The following is a 12,932-nucleotide window of genomic DNA, read 5'->3' as shown; positions in this document are numbered from 1 at the left end:
ACGGTGTCGCGGAGCATCTCGTGCTCCTCCGACGGGCGGTACAGGTCGAAATCAGGCATTTTTTCCTCGGTCGTTCAGGATCTGCGGGCGGCGCGCCGCGCGGTGTCGTGGGAGGTGGGGGGAGTGGTGTGCGGCGCTGCCGAATGGAGGCGGGGCGGCGCCGCACACCGGCCGAACCGTCGGGGGGCGGCAGGGGCGAGTGGGTCGGGCACACCCTCGAGTGCTCGACCGGCAGAGTGTGCGGTTCTGCTCGGCTCGCCTGCCGCCCCGCCGAGGGCCCGGCGGTCAGGGGGCGCGGAGCGGCGGGGGAGGGGGCGGGCCCCCGGCGTACCGGTACCTGGCGCCCTGGAAGGCGCCGGGCCGTGCCAGGCGCATGGAAGCCCCCTCCGAGCCGTGCGGGATGTCTCTGCGTAGTCTTGCCCTGCCAATATCGATGACGCAAGAGATTAACGATAATTTATGAAACTGGCGTTGCGTCCAGCTCGACCCAGATGGTCTTGCCCGACTGCCCGTACCGGCTCCCCCAGCGGCTGGACAGCTGCGCGACGAGGAACAGGCCGCGGCCGCCCTCGTCGCTGAGAGCGGCGCGGCGCAGCCTGGGCTGGGTGTTGCTCGGATCGCTGACCTCGCAGAACAGCACGGTGTCGTGGATGAGGCGGAGGCCGATCGGGGCGCCCGCGTACCGCACCGCGTTGGTCACCAGTTCGCTGACGATCAGCTCGACGGTGAAGTCGAGATGGGCCAGCCCCCACTCGGTGAGCTTGCCGGAGGCCGCCGCCCTGGCGTCGGCGACCGTGGCGGGGTCGGCCGGGAACTCCCATTCGGCCACGGCGCCGGGGCGCAGCGGCCGGATGCGGGCGAGCAGCAGCGCGGTGTCGTCGGCTGCCGGTCCGTGCGACTGCCCGGTGATCAGGGCGTGGCCGGCCTCCTCCAGAGGGGTGCCCGACCGGTGCAGTGCGGCGATCCGCAGGGCCAGCCGGTCCGCGCCGGTGTCGATGTCGTCGGCGTGCCGGTGGAGCAGGCCGTCGGTGTACAGGGCGAGCCAGCTGTCCGGGGCCAGCTGGACCGTGGTCGTCTCGAACGGCAGACCGCCGACACCCAGGGGCGGGCCGGGCCGTACCGGGACGGGGCGCGCGGTGCCGTCGGGCTCGGCCACGATGGGCGGAGGGTGCCCGGCGCTGGCCATCGTGCACCGCTGCGTGACCGGGTCGTAGAGCGTGACCAGGCAGGTGGCGCCGACCGCGTCGCGCTCGGCCGGGCTCGCCTCGGCGGCGAGCCGGGCCACCAGTTCGTCCAGCCGGGTGAGCAGTTCGTCCGGGGGCAGTTCGAGGTCGGCCAGGGTCTGTACGGCGGTGCGCAGCCGTCCCATGGTGGCGGCGGCGTGCAGCCCGTGCCCCACCACGTCGCCGACGACCATGGCCACCCGCAGGGACGGCAGCGGCAGGGCGTCGAACCAGTCGCCGCCGATCTCCGCGCCCCCGGCCGCGGGCAGGTACCGGCCCACGGCGTCGATCGCCGGGGTGAAGGTGGTGGCGGCGGGCAGCAGCCGCTGTTGCAGGGCGACGGCCGCGCCGTGCTCACGTGTGTACCGGCGCGCGTTGTCGATGCTGAGCGCGGCGTGCGCGGCGATCTCGGTCAGCAGGTCCGCGTCCTGCTCGTCGAAGGGCTCCTCGCGGTCCGTCCGCCACGCGCCGATCAGGCCGAGGATCAGGCCGCGCGCGAACAGCGGGGCGACGGCCACGTAGCGCCCGTCGTCGGGGATGAGCAGCCGGCGCAGCGGGTTGTCGCCCATCGCCTTCTCGAGCGTGGCCCGGTCGGTGACGATCGTCCGCCCCTGCTGGATGGCGCGGATGTTGGGCCGGTTCGGCAGCGCGGGGAAGGCGTCCCCGGGACGCAGCAGTCCCGCCGGCCAGCCCTCGGCCCCCCGCACCGCCATGCGGCGCAGATGAGGGTCGCCGGCGCCGAGCGTCTTGGACGGCTCGTCGCCCGCCAGGACGGGCTCGGCGAGGTCGACGGCCACCAGCTCCGCGAAGTCGGGCACCAGCACGTCGGCGACGTCCTGGGCGGTGCGGCGCACGTCCAGGGAGCTGCCGACCCTGATCGCCGCCTGATGCCTCAGGCGCAGCCGCCGGGTCGCCCGCCACTGCGCCGTCGCGTCCGTCAGCAGCACCGTGACCCCGGACGGCCGTCCGCTGCGGTTGGTGGTCCGCACCGCGGTCACCGACAGCGAGTAGTCGTGCGCGGGATCGGACAGGGTACGCACGTGCTGGGCGCGGTCCACCAACGGCGCCCCGGTCTCCAGTACCGCGCGCAGTGTGGCCTCCGCGACGGCGGCGTCGGGCTGCTCCATGACGTCCGCCAGCCTGCTGCCCGGCGTCAGGCGCAGCGCTTCGCCCGAGTCGAGATTGCTCCGCACGACGGCCAGGCCGGTGTCCCGCAGCACGATTCCGATGTGCTGCTGGCCGAGCAGGGCGCGCACCAGCGCCGCCCCCCACTCGGCCTCCTCCGCGCGGTCGACGGGCACGGCGAGCAGCAGCCGGTGGGCGGTTCCCTCCAGCGGCAGCACACGGCAGCGGACGGCGACGTCGTGCCCGCGGGCGTGGCGCCACAGGGCGGTCGCCCCGTGGTCGGGCAGTACGCCGGCCGCCCGGTCCGGGTCCGCGAACAGCCGGGCCGCGGGCCGGCCGCACACGTCGTCGGCGGACCTGTCCAGCAGCTTCGCGGCGGCGCTGGACCACTGCACGACCTTCCCCTGGTCGTCGATCAGGGCGGCCACCACGTCAGTGAGGGCGTCGTCGAACGCGTCGTGGCCGTCGTTGTCGTCCCCGAAGCAGGTGCCCACGCCGGACCTCACCAACCGATCGAGACCTAGAACATCCTCATTATGCGCGTTTGGGTGGTATTGGGGGCACTGTGGGTGCTGCACGGGTGCACTGCCAGGCCTGACGTACTCGATAACATCGCCGATTGGCGATAATCCGCAGCGCGCGCTGCTCTCACGACGGCAAGGACGGCGTCATGACAGCTCCCCTCGGCTCCGGCCGTACCGACTGGGTCTACCGGCTCGCCCCTCCACCCGGGCAGGCGGCCGGAAGGGACGCACCGTACCAGCCCGCCGGCACGGTGAGCGCCCTGACCGACGCCACGGACCGGCTCGGTCCGGGCCCCGTGGCCTGGGCCGTTCAGGTCGGTCACGACCTGGCCCGCACCATCATCGACGCGGTCCCCGAACTCGGCGGCGGCAAAGCGCCCTTCGAGACCCTGCGCATGGGCACGGAAGCCGCGACGCTGCACGCGCTGACGCTGCTGGCCGACCCCTCGGCCGACCTGGTCGTACCCGAGGAGTCCCTGCGCGGCGACCGCGAGTTCGCCCGTCGCCGCATCGCGCTCGACAAGGTCCTGCGGGGCATCCGGGTCGCCCACGCCAGCCTCACCCGGTCGCTGATGGCCGGGTGCCAGGACCTCGTCCCGCCCGACGACCTGGCCGGACAGTTCCGCCGCATCTCCGAGCTGCTCTTCGGCTACATGGACGCGTTCTCCTCGCACATGACCGCGGAGTACCTCGCCGAGCACGACCGCTGGATCACCAGCGGCGCCGCCGCGCGCGAGGAGACCGTCCGTCTCATCCTCGACGGCGAACCGGTCCGGCAGGACACCGCGAGCCAGCTGCTGGCCCACCCGCTGGAAGGGCGCCAGCTCGCCGTCATCGCCTGGTGCGAGGCCCCCCGGGCCGAGGCCACGACCGACCTTCAGGCGGCGACTGCCGAGCTGCTCCACCAGCGCGGCTGCTCCTCCCCGCTCGTCGTGCCGATCGGTGGGACGACCGTGTGGGCCTGGGGCAGCCCCCATCCCGGGCCGCCGGCCCCCCGGCGGCCGGAGCCGGCGTTCCCCGCCGACATCCGGTTCGCCTGCGGCTCCGTGCGCGAGGGCCTGGCCGGATTCCGCCAGTCGCACGAGGACGCCCGGCACGCCGCGCGGGTCGTGCAGCTCAACCCGCGCGGGACCGGACGGCTCGTCGAGTACCGGGACGTGGGGCTGGCGGCCCTGCTCTCCGCCGACCTGCCCGCGCTGCGCCGCTTCGTCAGCGACGAGCTCGGCGCCCTGGCGGTGGACAGCCCGCAGGCGGACCAGCTGCGCGAGACCGTACGCCGGTACCTGCGCAACGAGCGCGGTCTCGCGGCCGCCGCCGCCCAGCTGCACGTGGCGCGCAACACCGTCACCTACCGCGTCAAGCGGGCGCAGGAGATACTCGGCCACGACCTCGCCGCCCGGCTGCCGGAGCTGACGGCGGCGCTGGAGGCCGCGCGGGTCCTGGGCTCCGCCGTGCTCCGGAGGGACGGTACGGAGCCACGTGACGCCGCGCCCGGCCGCGCCGGGTGAGTCGCCCCGGGGCCGCCCCGCCGGAGCGACCGGCGCCCGGGCGTCCCGGCGCGGGTCCCGCACCTCGGGGAGGGAGTGGAAGCCGGCCGCCCGGCAGGTGGCGACCGCGCCGACACGGGCGCTCGGGACACACCGCCGCGCCGCCGGTCCGCACCCGGTTTCCCGTCCGGCGCCGCCGGCCGCGACGCCGCGACGCGGGTGGCGGCGGCCCCGCGCGCAGCATCAGCCGGGTACCATCCTTCGGCAGAGCCGAACGATGCGTGGGAGACCGGCATGAACATCGCCCAATTGGAATGCTTCCTCGCGGTCGCCGACGAACTGCACTTCGGCCGGGCGGCCGAGCGGCTGCACCGCAGCCCGGCGACCGTCTCGGAAGCGGTCGCCGCGCTGGAACGCGGCATCGGCGGCAAGCTCTTCGCGCGCACCAGCCGACGAGTCACCCTGACCCCGGAGGGCGCCCGGTTCCTCCAGGAAGTGCGGGAGCCGTTCGAGGCGCTGCTCCGGGCACACGCCCGGGCGTCCGCCCGCGCCCGCAGGCTGCGGCCCGAGGTGGTCATCGCCCACACCCCGCAGCTGGGGCACCTGCTGCTGCCGAGCCTGCAGGCCGCCGCGGGAGCGGGCTCGGCACCGGCTCTCCCGGTCTGGCGGCCGGTGCTGATGCACACGCACGAGCAGCAGCGGGCCGTGGAGGCGGGCACGGCCGACATCGGTCTGTGCTGGTCGGCGACGGTGCAGCCGCCGCTGCGCAGCGTCGTGCTACGGAAACTGCCCATCATGGCCGTGCTGCCGCAGGACGACCCACTGGCCCGCGAGGACGTCGTCGCGATGGCGTCGCTGCGGGGCAGAGGGCTGCTGATGACCCCGCGGAAGGACAACGCGTTCCTCGCGGGGACCGTGCAGATCGCTCTCGCGCAGGCCGGTCTGAACCCGGGTGACGTCGAGGAGGTCGAACGGTACGAGGACCTCGCCCTGCGTATTCGGACCGGCCGGCTGGTGGGTCTGCACCCGGCCACCGGGCTGGGCTCCGACCGGATGCCCGGACTGGTCATGCGCCCGCTCGCACCCGGGGTGGGCGCGACGATCTGCGCGCTGACGCGTGAGGACGCCGGGCAGGACGCGTGCGCCTTGGTCGACGCCCTGCGCGCGACGGCCCGGAGCCTGGAGGCCCCGGCGTCGTCGGACGACCGCCAGGGGCGCGCGGCGCGATGAGGGCGCTGCCGGACGGTGGCGTCGGCGAGGCGGCGGCGCGTTCATCCGCGCCCGTCCGCCGGGCGGGCGCCGCCGTCCGTGCGGGTGAGGTTGCCGGCGATGGCGACGGCGTTCTCGGGGAGGGGGGAGGTGATCAGGCGCTGCACGCGGGAGCGGTGCAGGCCGAGACCGAGGAGCACCGCCTGGGTGACGTCCTCGGCGTGGGAGGGCCCGGCCTGACCCTCGCAGACCGTACGGATGGCTTGCAGACCGGCTCCGGTGACCAGGTCGAGCGCGGCCTGCAGGCTGCTGAGCCGGAGCAGACCGCCGGCGATGCCGTCCCGCAGGGTCTCGGTGGCGTTGCGGAAGGTGTCCTGGCCGAAGACCTGCTGCCCGCCCGCGCCGACGTTCACCATCGCCCAGCCCCACTGCGGGTCCCGCTGGGCCTTGCGGATGTACAGCCTCAACGCCCAGCTGGTCCGGGTGGCGGGATCGGGCGCCAGCGCCACCGCCTCGTCCATCCCGTGGTTCAGCTCGTAGGCCATCACGTCGAGGAGGTGGTCGCGGCTGTCGAAGTAGTTGTAGAACGTGCCGCGCGCCACCCCGGCGTGACGGATGACGTCGTCGATCTGCGTGTGGCGTCCCTCGGGCCGGCCCAGCAGGTCGAAGGCGGCGCGCAGCAGCCGCAGCCGCGTCTCCGCGCGCTTCCTGGCCCCCCGCTCGCCTCGGGGATCCGGTGGGCCGGCGGGCGGGGGGGACGGCAGTCGGTCGGTCATCGCGTCATGCTAGTCGGCGGCCTTCGCCCAGGAATCCGAGGGCGAGCCGCTGGAACGCGGCGGACGCGGGCAGGTCCAGGTGGGCGACCTCGGGGAGGGTGCGCACCTGCGCGCCGGGCAGCGCGTCGGCCAGGGGCTGCACCGGATGCGCCACCCGGTCGTGCTCCCCGACGACCAGGAGCACCGGGCCCCGGACGCGGAGAAGCCGGTCGGGGGTGAGCACCGGGTTCGCCGTACGGCGCAGGCACGCGGCCAGGGCCAGGCGGTCGTTGCCGTTGCCGATGCCGTAGGCGGCCAAGTCGCTGACGGCCGCCGGGGTGCCGGCCCGGGGGCCGGCCTCCAGGGCGTCGGCGAGCTCCCGTCCCAGGCGTTCGGGAGCGAACGCGTTGCCGCCGAGACCGCCCAGCACGAGCCGGCCGAACCGGTCGGGATGCCGGGCGGCCAGTTCCAGGAGGACCTTCGCGCCCAGCGAGAACCCGACGGCGTCCAGCGGGCCGCCGTCCGGCAGCTCCGCCAGGACCCCGGCGGCCAGGTCGGCGTAGTCCGCGGGGTCGTGGGACTGCGGCAGCCGGCCGTGCCCGGGCAGGTCCACGGCCAGCGCAGCGCGTCCGTGCCCGGCGAGCAGGCCGCCCCAGCCGTTGTCGTGCCAGTCCGACGCCGCGGAACCGCCCCAGCCGTGGATCAGCAGCACGGCGTCAACGGGAGCCCGGCCGTCCACCCCCCTCACCGGGCGGTGCGCAGGCGGCTGTGCGCGATGCCCACCCCTACCGCGGTGGCCGTGTCCGGGGAGTAGTAGTCGACCACGCGTTCGTCGGCGCCGCACGCCTGTGCCGCTGCCGCGGCCGCGACCCACTGGCGGATCTCCGATCCGCCGCCACCGCCGGCCTCGAGGATCTCCTGGTCGGTCCAGGAGTCGAACGCGGTGAGATCGCCGGCGAACGTGGCCAGGAACTTCTCGTCCCACTCCTTGTTGATCCACGGCACCCGCAGTTCCCCGCTGACCAGCTGCCCGCTCAAGTCGTCCATGTCGGTCTGGATCTTCTCCATGAACGCGGTACGGGTCAGCGCTCCCCGCGCGCCGCCGCTGACGATGTAGTCCCGGGTGACCTCGTCCGGAGCGGTGTCGTACTGCGGGAAGATCGCGTCGGTCTGGTGCGAGAGACCGCCCGAGCCGAGGAAGGCGACCTTCAGACCGAGCGTGCGGGCGAACGTGCCGATCGCCTCGCCCAGGGCCCGGCAGCGGCGCATGGTCGGACGCGGATCGCTGAGGACGTTGACGTGGATGGGGATGACCGGCTTGGCGTCGAGTTCACCCAGGAAGTGCCCGAGGACGTTGGAGAAGCCGTGGTCCACTCCCATGTCGTAGGAGGTGGCGATGTCGAATTCCTGCTCGACCAGGTAGTCGGCCAGCTTCCGGGAGATGTCGGAGGGCACGTCGAGGACGCCGGGCTTGCCGCCGCAGTCGTCCACGGCCCAGGCCTTGTGCCCGATCATGAACTGCGGAGCCAGGTTGAGGAAGACGTTGTCGTAGTGGTCCCCGCCGAAGACGATCACCAGATCGGGGTCGAAGCTGCGGAACTCGGCGACCCGGGCGTCGTACGCCGCCCAGGCGTCGGCGTTGATCTCGCGGTCCTGCATGGTGAACAACGGCACGTGCACGACACAGGCGAGGTAGGCGGTGGACTCGGTGGAGGACATAGGAGAGCTCCTGGTGATCGTGAGGATGGTGACGGTGAGGTGATGAGTGCTGCGTGACGGGCGCGGGTTCAGGCGGGGGGTGCGGCGAAGGCGGCGGCCGTCGGGCCGAGGAAGACCGGCGTCAGCCGGCGGCTGCGGAAGCGCCAGCCGTCGGCGGTCAGCACGCACTCGTCCTCGGCGTCGGCGATGGTGGCGGGTGTCGAGGTCGTCAGCGGTGGGCGCCCCGCACCTGCGAAGACCACCACGGTCGACCGGCACAGAGCCTGGGTCGGCGTGAGCAGTCGCAGGTGGAGATTGGTCTGGAGATGGCGGGTCAGCCGCCCGCTGGCGGCCTGTTCTCGGTTGCGCTCGGCGAAATAGCTCTTGATCGCGGCACGCCCGTGCAGGTCCAGTGCTCCGGCACGGAAGACGCCGTCATCGGTGTAAAGGGCGTCGACGGGTTCAGGACTGCGGAGGTCCACCCGCAGCCAGTAGTCGGCGATCAGAGCCGCAAGGTCGGTTTCCATGTGCACCAGCCCTTCCGGCAGGTGTCCGGGACGCGGCGGCACCGTGAGCGGTGCGTTTCTGGAACGTAAGCCAGGGTGACACTTGTGTCAATTCAAAGTGCGGCAACAGCCTTCACCCGTGCGGGAAAAGCAGATCTGAGCGGGAAGTGCGCTAACTTTTTCGCAGCACGCTTTCCAGTTCACAGCCTGGCGGCCGCCGCGTCACGGCTCTAGGCTGCGGTCATGGATGCCGTGGATGCCGTGGATGCCGCCGTCGACGACGGCTCGGGAAGTGCGGCGGGAGCCGTGGACGTCTTCGCCCGCAACGGTGTGCCGAGGGCGACGCTGGAGACGGTCACCGGCCGCTGGGCGCCGTTGGTCCTGCTGGCTCTCGCGGAGCGCAGCCGGCGGTTCGGGGTGCTGCGTCAGCGTGTGCAGGGGGTGAGCGAGAAAATGCTCGCCCAGACCCTGCGAACCCTTGAGCGTGACGGACTGGTGGAGCGCAGGCTCTCCGGCGGGGTCCCGCCGCGAGTGGAGTACGCGCTCACTCCCATGGGCGTCGCGTTCGCGCAGCGCCTGCGGCGGCTGGCCGACCTCTGCCAGGAGTCCGCCGGGGAGGTGGCGGCGGCGCGGGAGGCGTACGCGGACGGTCTGGCCGGGTGAGGGGGGCCCGGCCGCTGCGGGCCTCTCGCCGCCGCGCATGCGGACCGTTCGGGTTCGTCGAACGATGCGATCGGCAGTTGCCCATTGATGGTGTCCGAGGGCGGATTCCACAGTGGGCACATGTCCCACCCCATTGATGACCCTCGCCGAAACCTGACCCCCGTGACGCGGTCCGACGTCCGCGGCCGGCTGCCGCGTGCGCCGGAGGTGACCGAGTGGGAGCAGCCGTCCGGACCGCGCCCCGCCGACCGCTCACAGTACGTGCGGGGCCAGAACTTCGTCGTGTCCCACACGCCGCTTCTCTCCGGGGAGGCCGTCGTTGAGGCGGGTGTGCCCGACGAGCACATCGTGCTGCTCACGCAGGAGGGCGTGCGGCTGACGGTCTCCGGCCCCGGCGGACAGGGCGTCCTCGACGAGCCCGGTCTGGTGATCGTGCCCCCCGGCGACAGTTCGGTCGTCGCCGACCGGGACTGCGCGGTGCTCAGGGTCTTCTCCGTTTTCGCGAGCTCCGTGCTGGAGCGGGCCGACAACGCGGCCCGGTACGAGAGTCCCGACCCGGCCGTCGCTCCGCTGCGGCGGTGGACTCCCGCGGCGATGCCCTCGGTGCCCGCCGTGCACCGGATGTCCGAGGTCCCCGAGGATCCGGCGCGGCTCGGCCGGATCTTCCGGACCGCCCACCTGATGGTCAACTGGTTCCCCCGCCAGGTCGGCCCCCGCGATCCCGAGCGACTCTCCCCGCACGTGCACGAGGACTTCGAGCAGGGGTCGGTGACGCTGGCGGGGGACTTCGTCCACCACTTCCGCACCCCCTGGACACCGCGGCTGAGCGAGTGGCGCGAGGACGCGCACACCCGGTGCCACAGTCCGTCCGTGGCGGTGATCCCGCCCGGCGTCATCCACACCACGCGGGCCGTCGGTGCCGGGGACCACGACCTGGTCGACGTCTTCGCGCCGCCGCGCGCGGACTTCCTCGGCCAGGGATGGGTCCTCAACGCGGACGACTACCCGGCGGACCCCGGACAGCAGGCGCAGCAGGGGAGTGACGCGTGAGGGCCCTGGGCACCCACGGACGGCCGGCGCTCGGCACGTTCGTGAAGCTGCCGACGCCGGAGGCCGTCGAAGTCCTCGCGGTCGGCGGTCTGGACTTCGTCGTCCTCGACACCGAGCACGCCCTCATCGGGCCCCGGGACCTGTCGGCGATGATCGCGGTCGCGCGCGGCAACGGCATCGCACCGTTCGTGCGCGTCCCCGGTCATGCGCCGCGGGACGTGCAGCCTCCCCTGGACGCCGGTGCGGCGGGACTGGTCGTCCCGCACGTCGACGACGCGGACCAGGCCCGCAGTGCCGTCGCCGCCTGCCGGTTCCCTCCGCTCGGCCGGCGCAGTGTCAGCAACTCCGGCAGGGCGGGCGGCTGGGGAAGCACGGGACTGGCGGACTACATGGAGCGCAGCGACCGGGACGTCCTGCTGATCGGCCAGTTGGAGAGCCGGCGGGCCGTCGAGAACGCCGGCTCCATCGCGGCCACCGCCGGTCTGGACGCCGTTATGATCGGCCCCGCTGACCTGGCCGTCAGCTGCGGTCTCGCCCTGGACGATCCGGAGCTGGACCGGATGGTGCGCAGCGTCGAGGACGTCTGCCGCCGGGCCGGTCACACCCTGGGCATCACCGCCTCCGACGGGGCCGGTGCGGCCGCCCGCATCGCCCGGGGGCACCGGTTCGTCGTCGTGTCCACCGACGTCGCCCTGCTGGCCCGCGCCGCCCGCGAGGTCGTCACCTCCGGGTCGGCGGCCGGGTGACGGCGGCCACCGGTCCCTCACCGCCCGGGAGCCCCATGGGCGGCCGGGGCGGTCAGGCGGTGCTGGGCCGCTGAGCCGCACGGGGGCGCCGAGCGTGCGCCGCCGTCAGCGGCAGCAGCACCTCGTCGACGATGGCCGCCACCTCCGACGGCGGCACCGAGTCGTGCTGCATGGACTCCATGATGACCAGACGGGGGCCGACCGAGGCGATGCGCTGGGTCACCGCGTCGGGTTCGGCTTCGCCGCGGTCGGCCGCCGCGCGGAGGATGCCGAGGAGAAGCCGCTGGTGCGGCGCGACCAGCACCCGCAGGAACTCGTCGAACAGCTCCGGATGGCGGGGCCGCTGGGTGATCAGCGGTCGCAGTGCGCGGCCTCTCGGCTCCTGGAGGCTGTCCGCCAGGGCGGTGAGCACGGACGCGAGGTCGTCGCGCAGGGAGCCGCTGTCGGGGGCGACCGGCTGGGGGAAGCCGGTCGCCGGATCGGACAGCGCGGCCAGCACCAGCTCCGCCGTGGTGGACCAGCGGCGGTAGAGGGTGGCCTTGCCGGTGCCGGCGCGCGCCCCGATCTTCTCGAAGCTGAGCTCCTCGAAGCTCGTCTCGGCCAGCTCTTCCAGGGTCGCCAGGTAGATCGCCCGCAGCAGCGCGGCGCCCCTGCGCCGGCTGCTTCCGCGCGGGACGTCCGGCGCGTCCTGCGGGGAGGCGGTGGTGTCGGAGCCGGCGGGCCGGCGAGCTGCTGTCACGGCTCCGGTTATAGCTGGCCGACTGACGTCCCGTCGAACGGGTCCATGGAAGCGTGCCCGGAAGGGCGCCGGTGACCTGCGCGAAGGCGGGACGGGACCCCAGGGGACCCCTGGGTCCCGCAAGGCGGGGAGGAGGAGTACTCTTCGCTTTTAAGAGACGCATCCGTATCTTATTTGGAGCTTATCTCTCGTGTCACCGAATCGCATAGACGTCCACGCCCACTACACGGGCGGGACCGTCGACGAAACCTTCCGCAACGGCTTCGCCCTGGCCGGCGGCTTCAAGATGTCCGTCCAGTGGTCCCCGCAGGCGGCGCTGGAGTACATGGACCGCCAGGGCATCGCCACCCAGATCCTCTCGGCGCCGTGGACGTTCACCGGCACCGCCGACGACCCCGGCTTCGCCACGCGCTGGGCCCGGCGCGTCAACGAGGAGTACGCACAGCTCATCGAGGAGTACCCGGGCCGCTTCGGCGCGTTCGCCGCCCTGCCCGGTGACAGCGCCGAGGCCATGCTCGAAGAGCTGGCCTACGCGCTGGACACCCTCCACCTCGACGGCGTCATGCTGAACTCCAACACCGCGGGCCGCTACCTCGGCGAGGACTGGGCCGAGCCGCTGCTCGCCGAACTCCACCGGCGGCAGGTGCCGGTCTTCCTGCATCCGTTCGACAGTCCCGTCATCGCGGACCACCTCGGCTTCGGCCGGGCCAGCTCGGTGTGCGAGTTCCCCTTCGACACCGCGCGCAATGTCATCAACGCCCTGTACCGCGGGGTCTTCCAGCGCTATCCCGACCTGAAGCTCATCCTCGCCCACTGCGGCGGAGCGCTGCCCACCCTCGGCTGGCGCATCGCCGAACACTCGACCATGGGCACGGGCCCCCGCGACGCCGCGCTCGACGCCGCCCAGGTCACCCGCGCCCTCAGCGGCCTCTACTACGAGACCGCGCTGGCCGGCGGCAGGCACTCGATCCTGCCCACGCTGGAGGTCACCGGGGCCGACCACATCCTCTTTGGCACCGACTGGCCCGCGGCGCCGGAGGCCACGGTGGAGCGCGCCATCGAGCAGCTCATGACCAACAGCGCCCTCACCGACGCCCAGCGCGCCGCCGTGCAGCGCGACAACGCCCTGGCCCTCTTCCCCCGCTTCGCCTGACCCTCTTTCTTTTCTCACGAAGATCCCCCCACCTCTCCCCTCACCCCTGGAGCA

12 protein-coding genes are annotated in these 12,932 nt (G+C 73.3%); 6 read left to right on the top strand and 6 right to left on the bottom strand.

Annotated elements, in window-relative coordinates:
• Positions 1-457 precede the first annotated feature (457 nt).
• Complete coding sequence (locus ACFF45_RS12435; protein WP_417801363.1) at positions 458-2,779, bottom strand: SpoIIE family protein phosphatase; 2,322 nt, start codon at positions 2,777-2,779, stop codon at positions 458-460.
• 239 nt (positions 2,780-3,018) lie between these two features.
• Here ACFF45_RS12435 and ACFF45_RS12430 point away from each other — a divergent pair, with 239 nt between their 5' ends.
• Both ACFF45_RS12430 and ACFF45_RS12425 read left to right on the top strand, forming a co-directional pair.
• The gene (locus ACFF45_RS12430; protein WP_381345685.1) at positions 3,019-4,380 is read left to right on the top strand and encodes a PucR family transcriptional regulator; all 1,362 of its coding nucleotides are present in this window, start codon (positions 3,019-3,021) and stop codon (positions 4,378-4,380) included.
• Between the two features lie 273 nt (positions 4,381-4,653).
• The gene (locus ACFF45_RS12425) at positions 4,654-5,589 is read left to right on the top strand and encodes a LysR family transcriptional regulator (RefSeq protein WP_381345683.1); all 936 of its coding nucleotides are present in this window, start codon (positions 4,654-4,656) and stop codon (positions 5,587-5,589) included.
• A gap of 41 nt (positions 5,590-5,630) precedes the next feature.
• Here ACFF45_RS12425 and ACFF45_RS12420 read toward each other — a convergent pair whose 3' ends face one another.
• The 4 genes from ACFF45_RS12420 to ACFF45_RS12405 form a co-directional block, all read right to left on the bottom strand.
• A complete protein-coding gene (locus ACFF45_RS12420; RefSeq protein WP_381345682.1) occupies positions 5,631-6,344 on the bottom strand; it encodes a TetR/AcrR family transcriptional regulator in 714 nt (237 codons plus the stop codon).
• 4 nt (positions 6,345-6,348) lie between these two features.
• Complete coding sequence (locus tag ACFF45_RS12415) at positions 6,349-7,035, bottom strand: alpha/beta fold hydrolase (RefSeq protein ID WP_381345680.1); 687 nt, start codon at positions 7,033-7,035, stop codon at positions 6,349-6,351.
• 32 nt (positions 7,036-7,067) lie between these two features.
• A complete protein-coding gene (locus ACFF45_RS12410; RefSeq protein WP_381345678.1) occupies positions 7,068-8,042 on the bottom strand; it encodes a DODA-type extradiol aromatic ring-opening family dioxygenase in 975 nt (324 codons plus the stop codon).
• 68 nt (positions 8,043-8,110) lie between these two features.
• Positions 8,111-8,548 carry a nuclear transport factor 2 family protein gene (locus ACFF45_RS12405; RefSeq protein ID WP_381345676.1) on the bottom strand — a complete coding sequence of 146 codons (438 nt, stop codon included), beginning with the start codon at positions 8,546-8,548 and terminating at the stop codon, positions 8,111-8,113.
• A 222-nt stretch (positions 8,549-8,770) separates the two neighbouring features.
• Between ACFF45_RS12405 and ACFF45_RS12400 the strand changes: the two genes are divergently transcribed.
• The 3 genes from ACFF45_RS12400 to ACFF45_RS12390 all read left to right on the top strand — a co-directional run bounded on the left by ACFF45_RS12400 (position 8,771) and on the right by ACFF45_RS12390 (position 10,986).
• A complete protein-coding gene (locus ACFF45_RS12400; RefSeq protein WP_381345674.1) occupies positions 8,771-9,190 on the top strand; it encodes a winged helix-turn-helix transcriptional regulator in 420 nt (139 codons plus the stop codon).
• A 162-nt stretch (positions 9,191-9,352) separates the two neighbouring features.
• Positions 9,353-10,240 carry a cupin domain-containing protein gene (locus tag ACFF45_RS12395; protein ID WP_381345673.1) on the top strand — a complete coding sequence of 296 codons (888 nt, stop codon included), beginning with the start codon at positions 9,353-9,355 and terminating at the stop codon, positions 10,238-10,240.
• Complete coding sequence (locus ACFF45_RS12390; protein ID WP_381345671.1) at positions 10,237-10,986, top strand: HpcH/HpaI aldolase family protein; 750 nt, start codon at positions 10,237-10,239, stop codon at positions 10,984-10,986. Before ACFF45_RS12395 ends, ACFF45_RS12390 begins: the two co-directional genes overlap by 4 nt.
• A gap of 52 nt (positions 10,987-11,038) precedes the next feature.
• On the opposite strand, the gene ACFF45_RS12385 is transcribed toward ACFF45_RS12390, so the two are convergent.
• Positions 11,039-11,725 (bottom strand): TetR/AcrR family transcriptional regulator, encoded by a 687-nt coding sequence (locus tag ACFF45_RS12385; RefSeq protein WP_381345670.1) that lies wholly within the window; start codon positions 11,723-11,725, stop codon positions 11,039-11,041.
• Positions 11,726-11,915: 190 nt separating this feature from the next.
• Between ACFF45_RS12385 and ACFF45_RS12380 the strand changes: the two genes are divergently transcribed.
• Positions 11,916-12,878, top strand: a complete 963-nt coding sequence (locus ACFF45_RS12380; RefSeq protein ID WP_381345668.1) for an amidohydrolase family protein — start codon at positions 11,916-11,918, stop codon at positions 12,876-12,878.
• The last annotated feature ends 54 nt before the right edge of the window (positions 12,879-12,932 follow it).

Origin of the sequence: Streptomyces cinereospinus, from assembly GCF_042430725.1 — a bacterium.
GTDB lineage: Bacteria > Actinomycetota > Actinomycetes > Streptomycetales > Streptomycetaceae > Streptomyces > Streptomyces cinereospinus.
Note: the sequence above shows the minus strand (reverse complement) of the source record. Positions and strands in the feature narration are given on the sequence as shown.

Excerpts from the sequence above, each read along its gene's own strand:
- ACFF45_RS12425 (WP_381345683.1), top strand. The coding sequence starts at position 4,654 with ATGAACATCGCCCAATTGGAATGCTTCCTCGCGGTCGCCGACGAACTG.
- ACFF45_RS12430 (WP_381345685.1), top strand. The coding sequence starts at position 3,019 with ATGACAGCTCCCCTCGGCTCCGGCCGTACCGACTGGGTCTACCGGCTC.
- ACFF45_RS12410 (WP_381345678.1), bottom strand. The coding sequence starts at position 8,042 with ATGTCCTCCACCGAGTCCACCGCCTACCTCGCCTGTGTCGTGCACGTG.
- ACFF45_RS12400 (WP_381345674.1), top strand. The coding sequence starts at position 8,771 with ATGGATGCCGTGGATGCCGTGGATGCCGCCGTCGACGACGGCTCGGGA.
- ACFF45_RS12405 (WP_381345676.1), bottom strand. The coding sequence starts at position 8,548 with ATGGAAACCGACCTTGCGGCTCTGATCGCCGACTACTGGCTGCGGGTG.
- ACFF45_RS12420 (WP_381345682.1), bottom strand. The coding sequence starts at position 6,344 with ATGACCGACCGACTGCCGTCCCCCCCGCCCGCCGGCCCACCGGATCCC.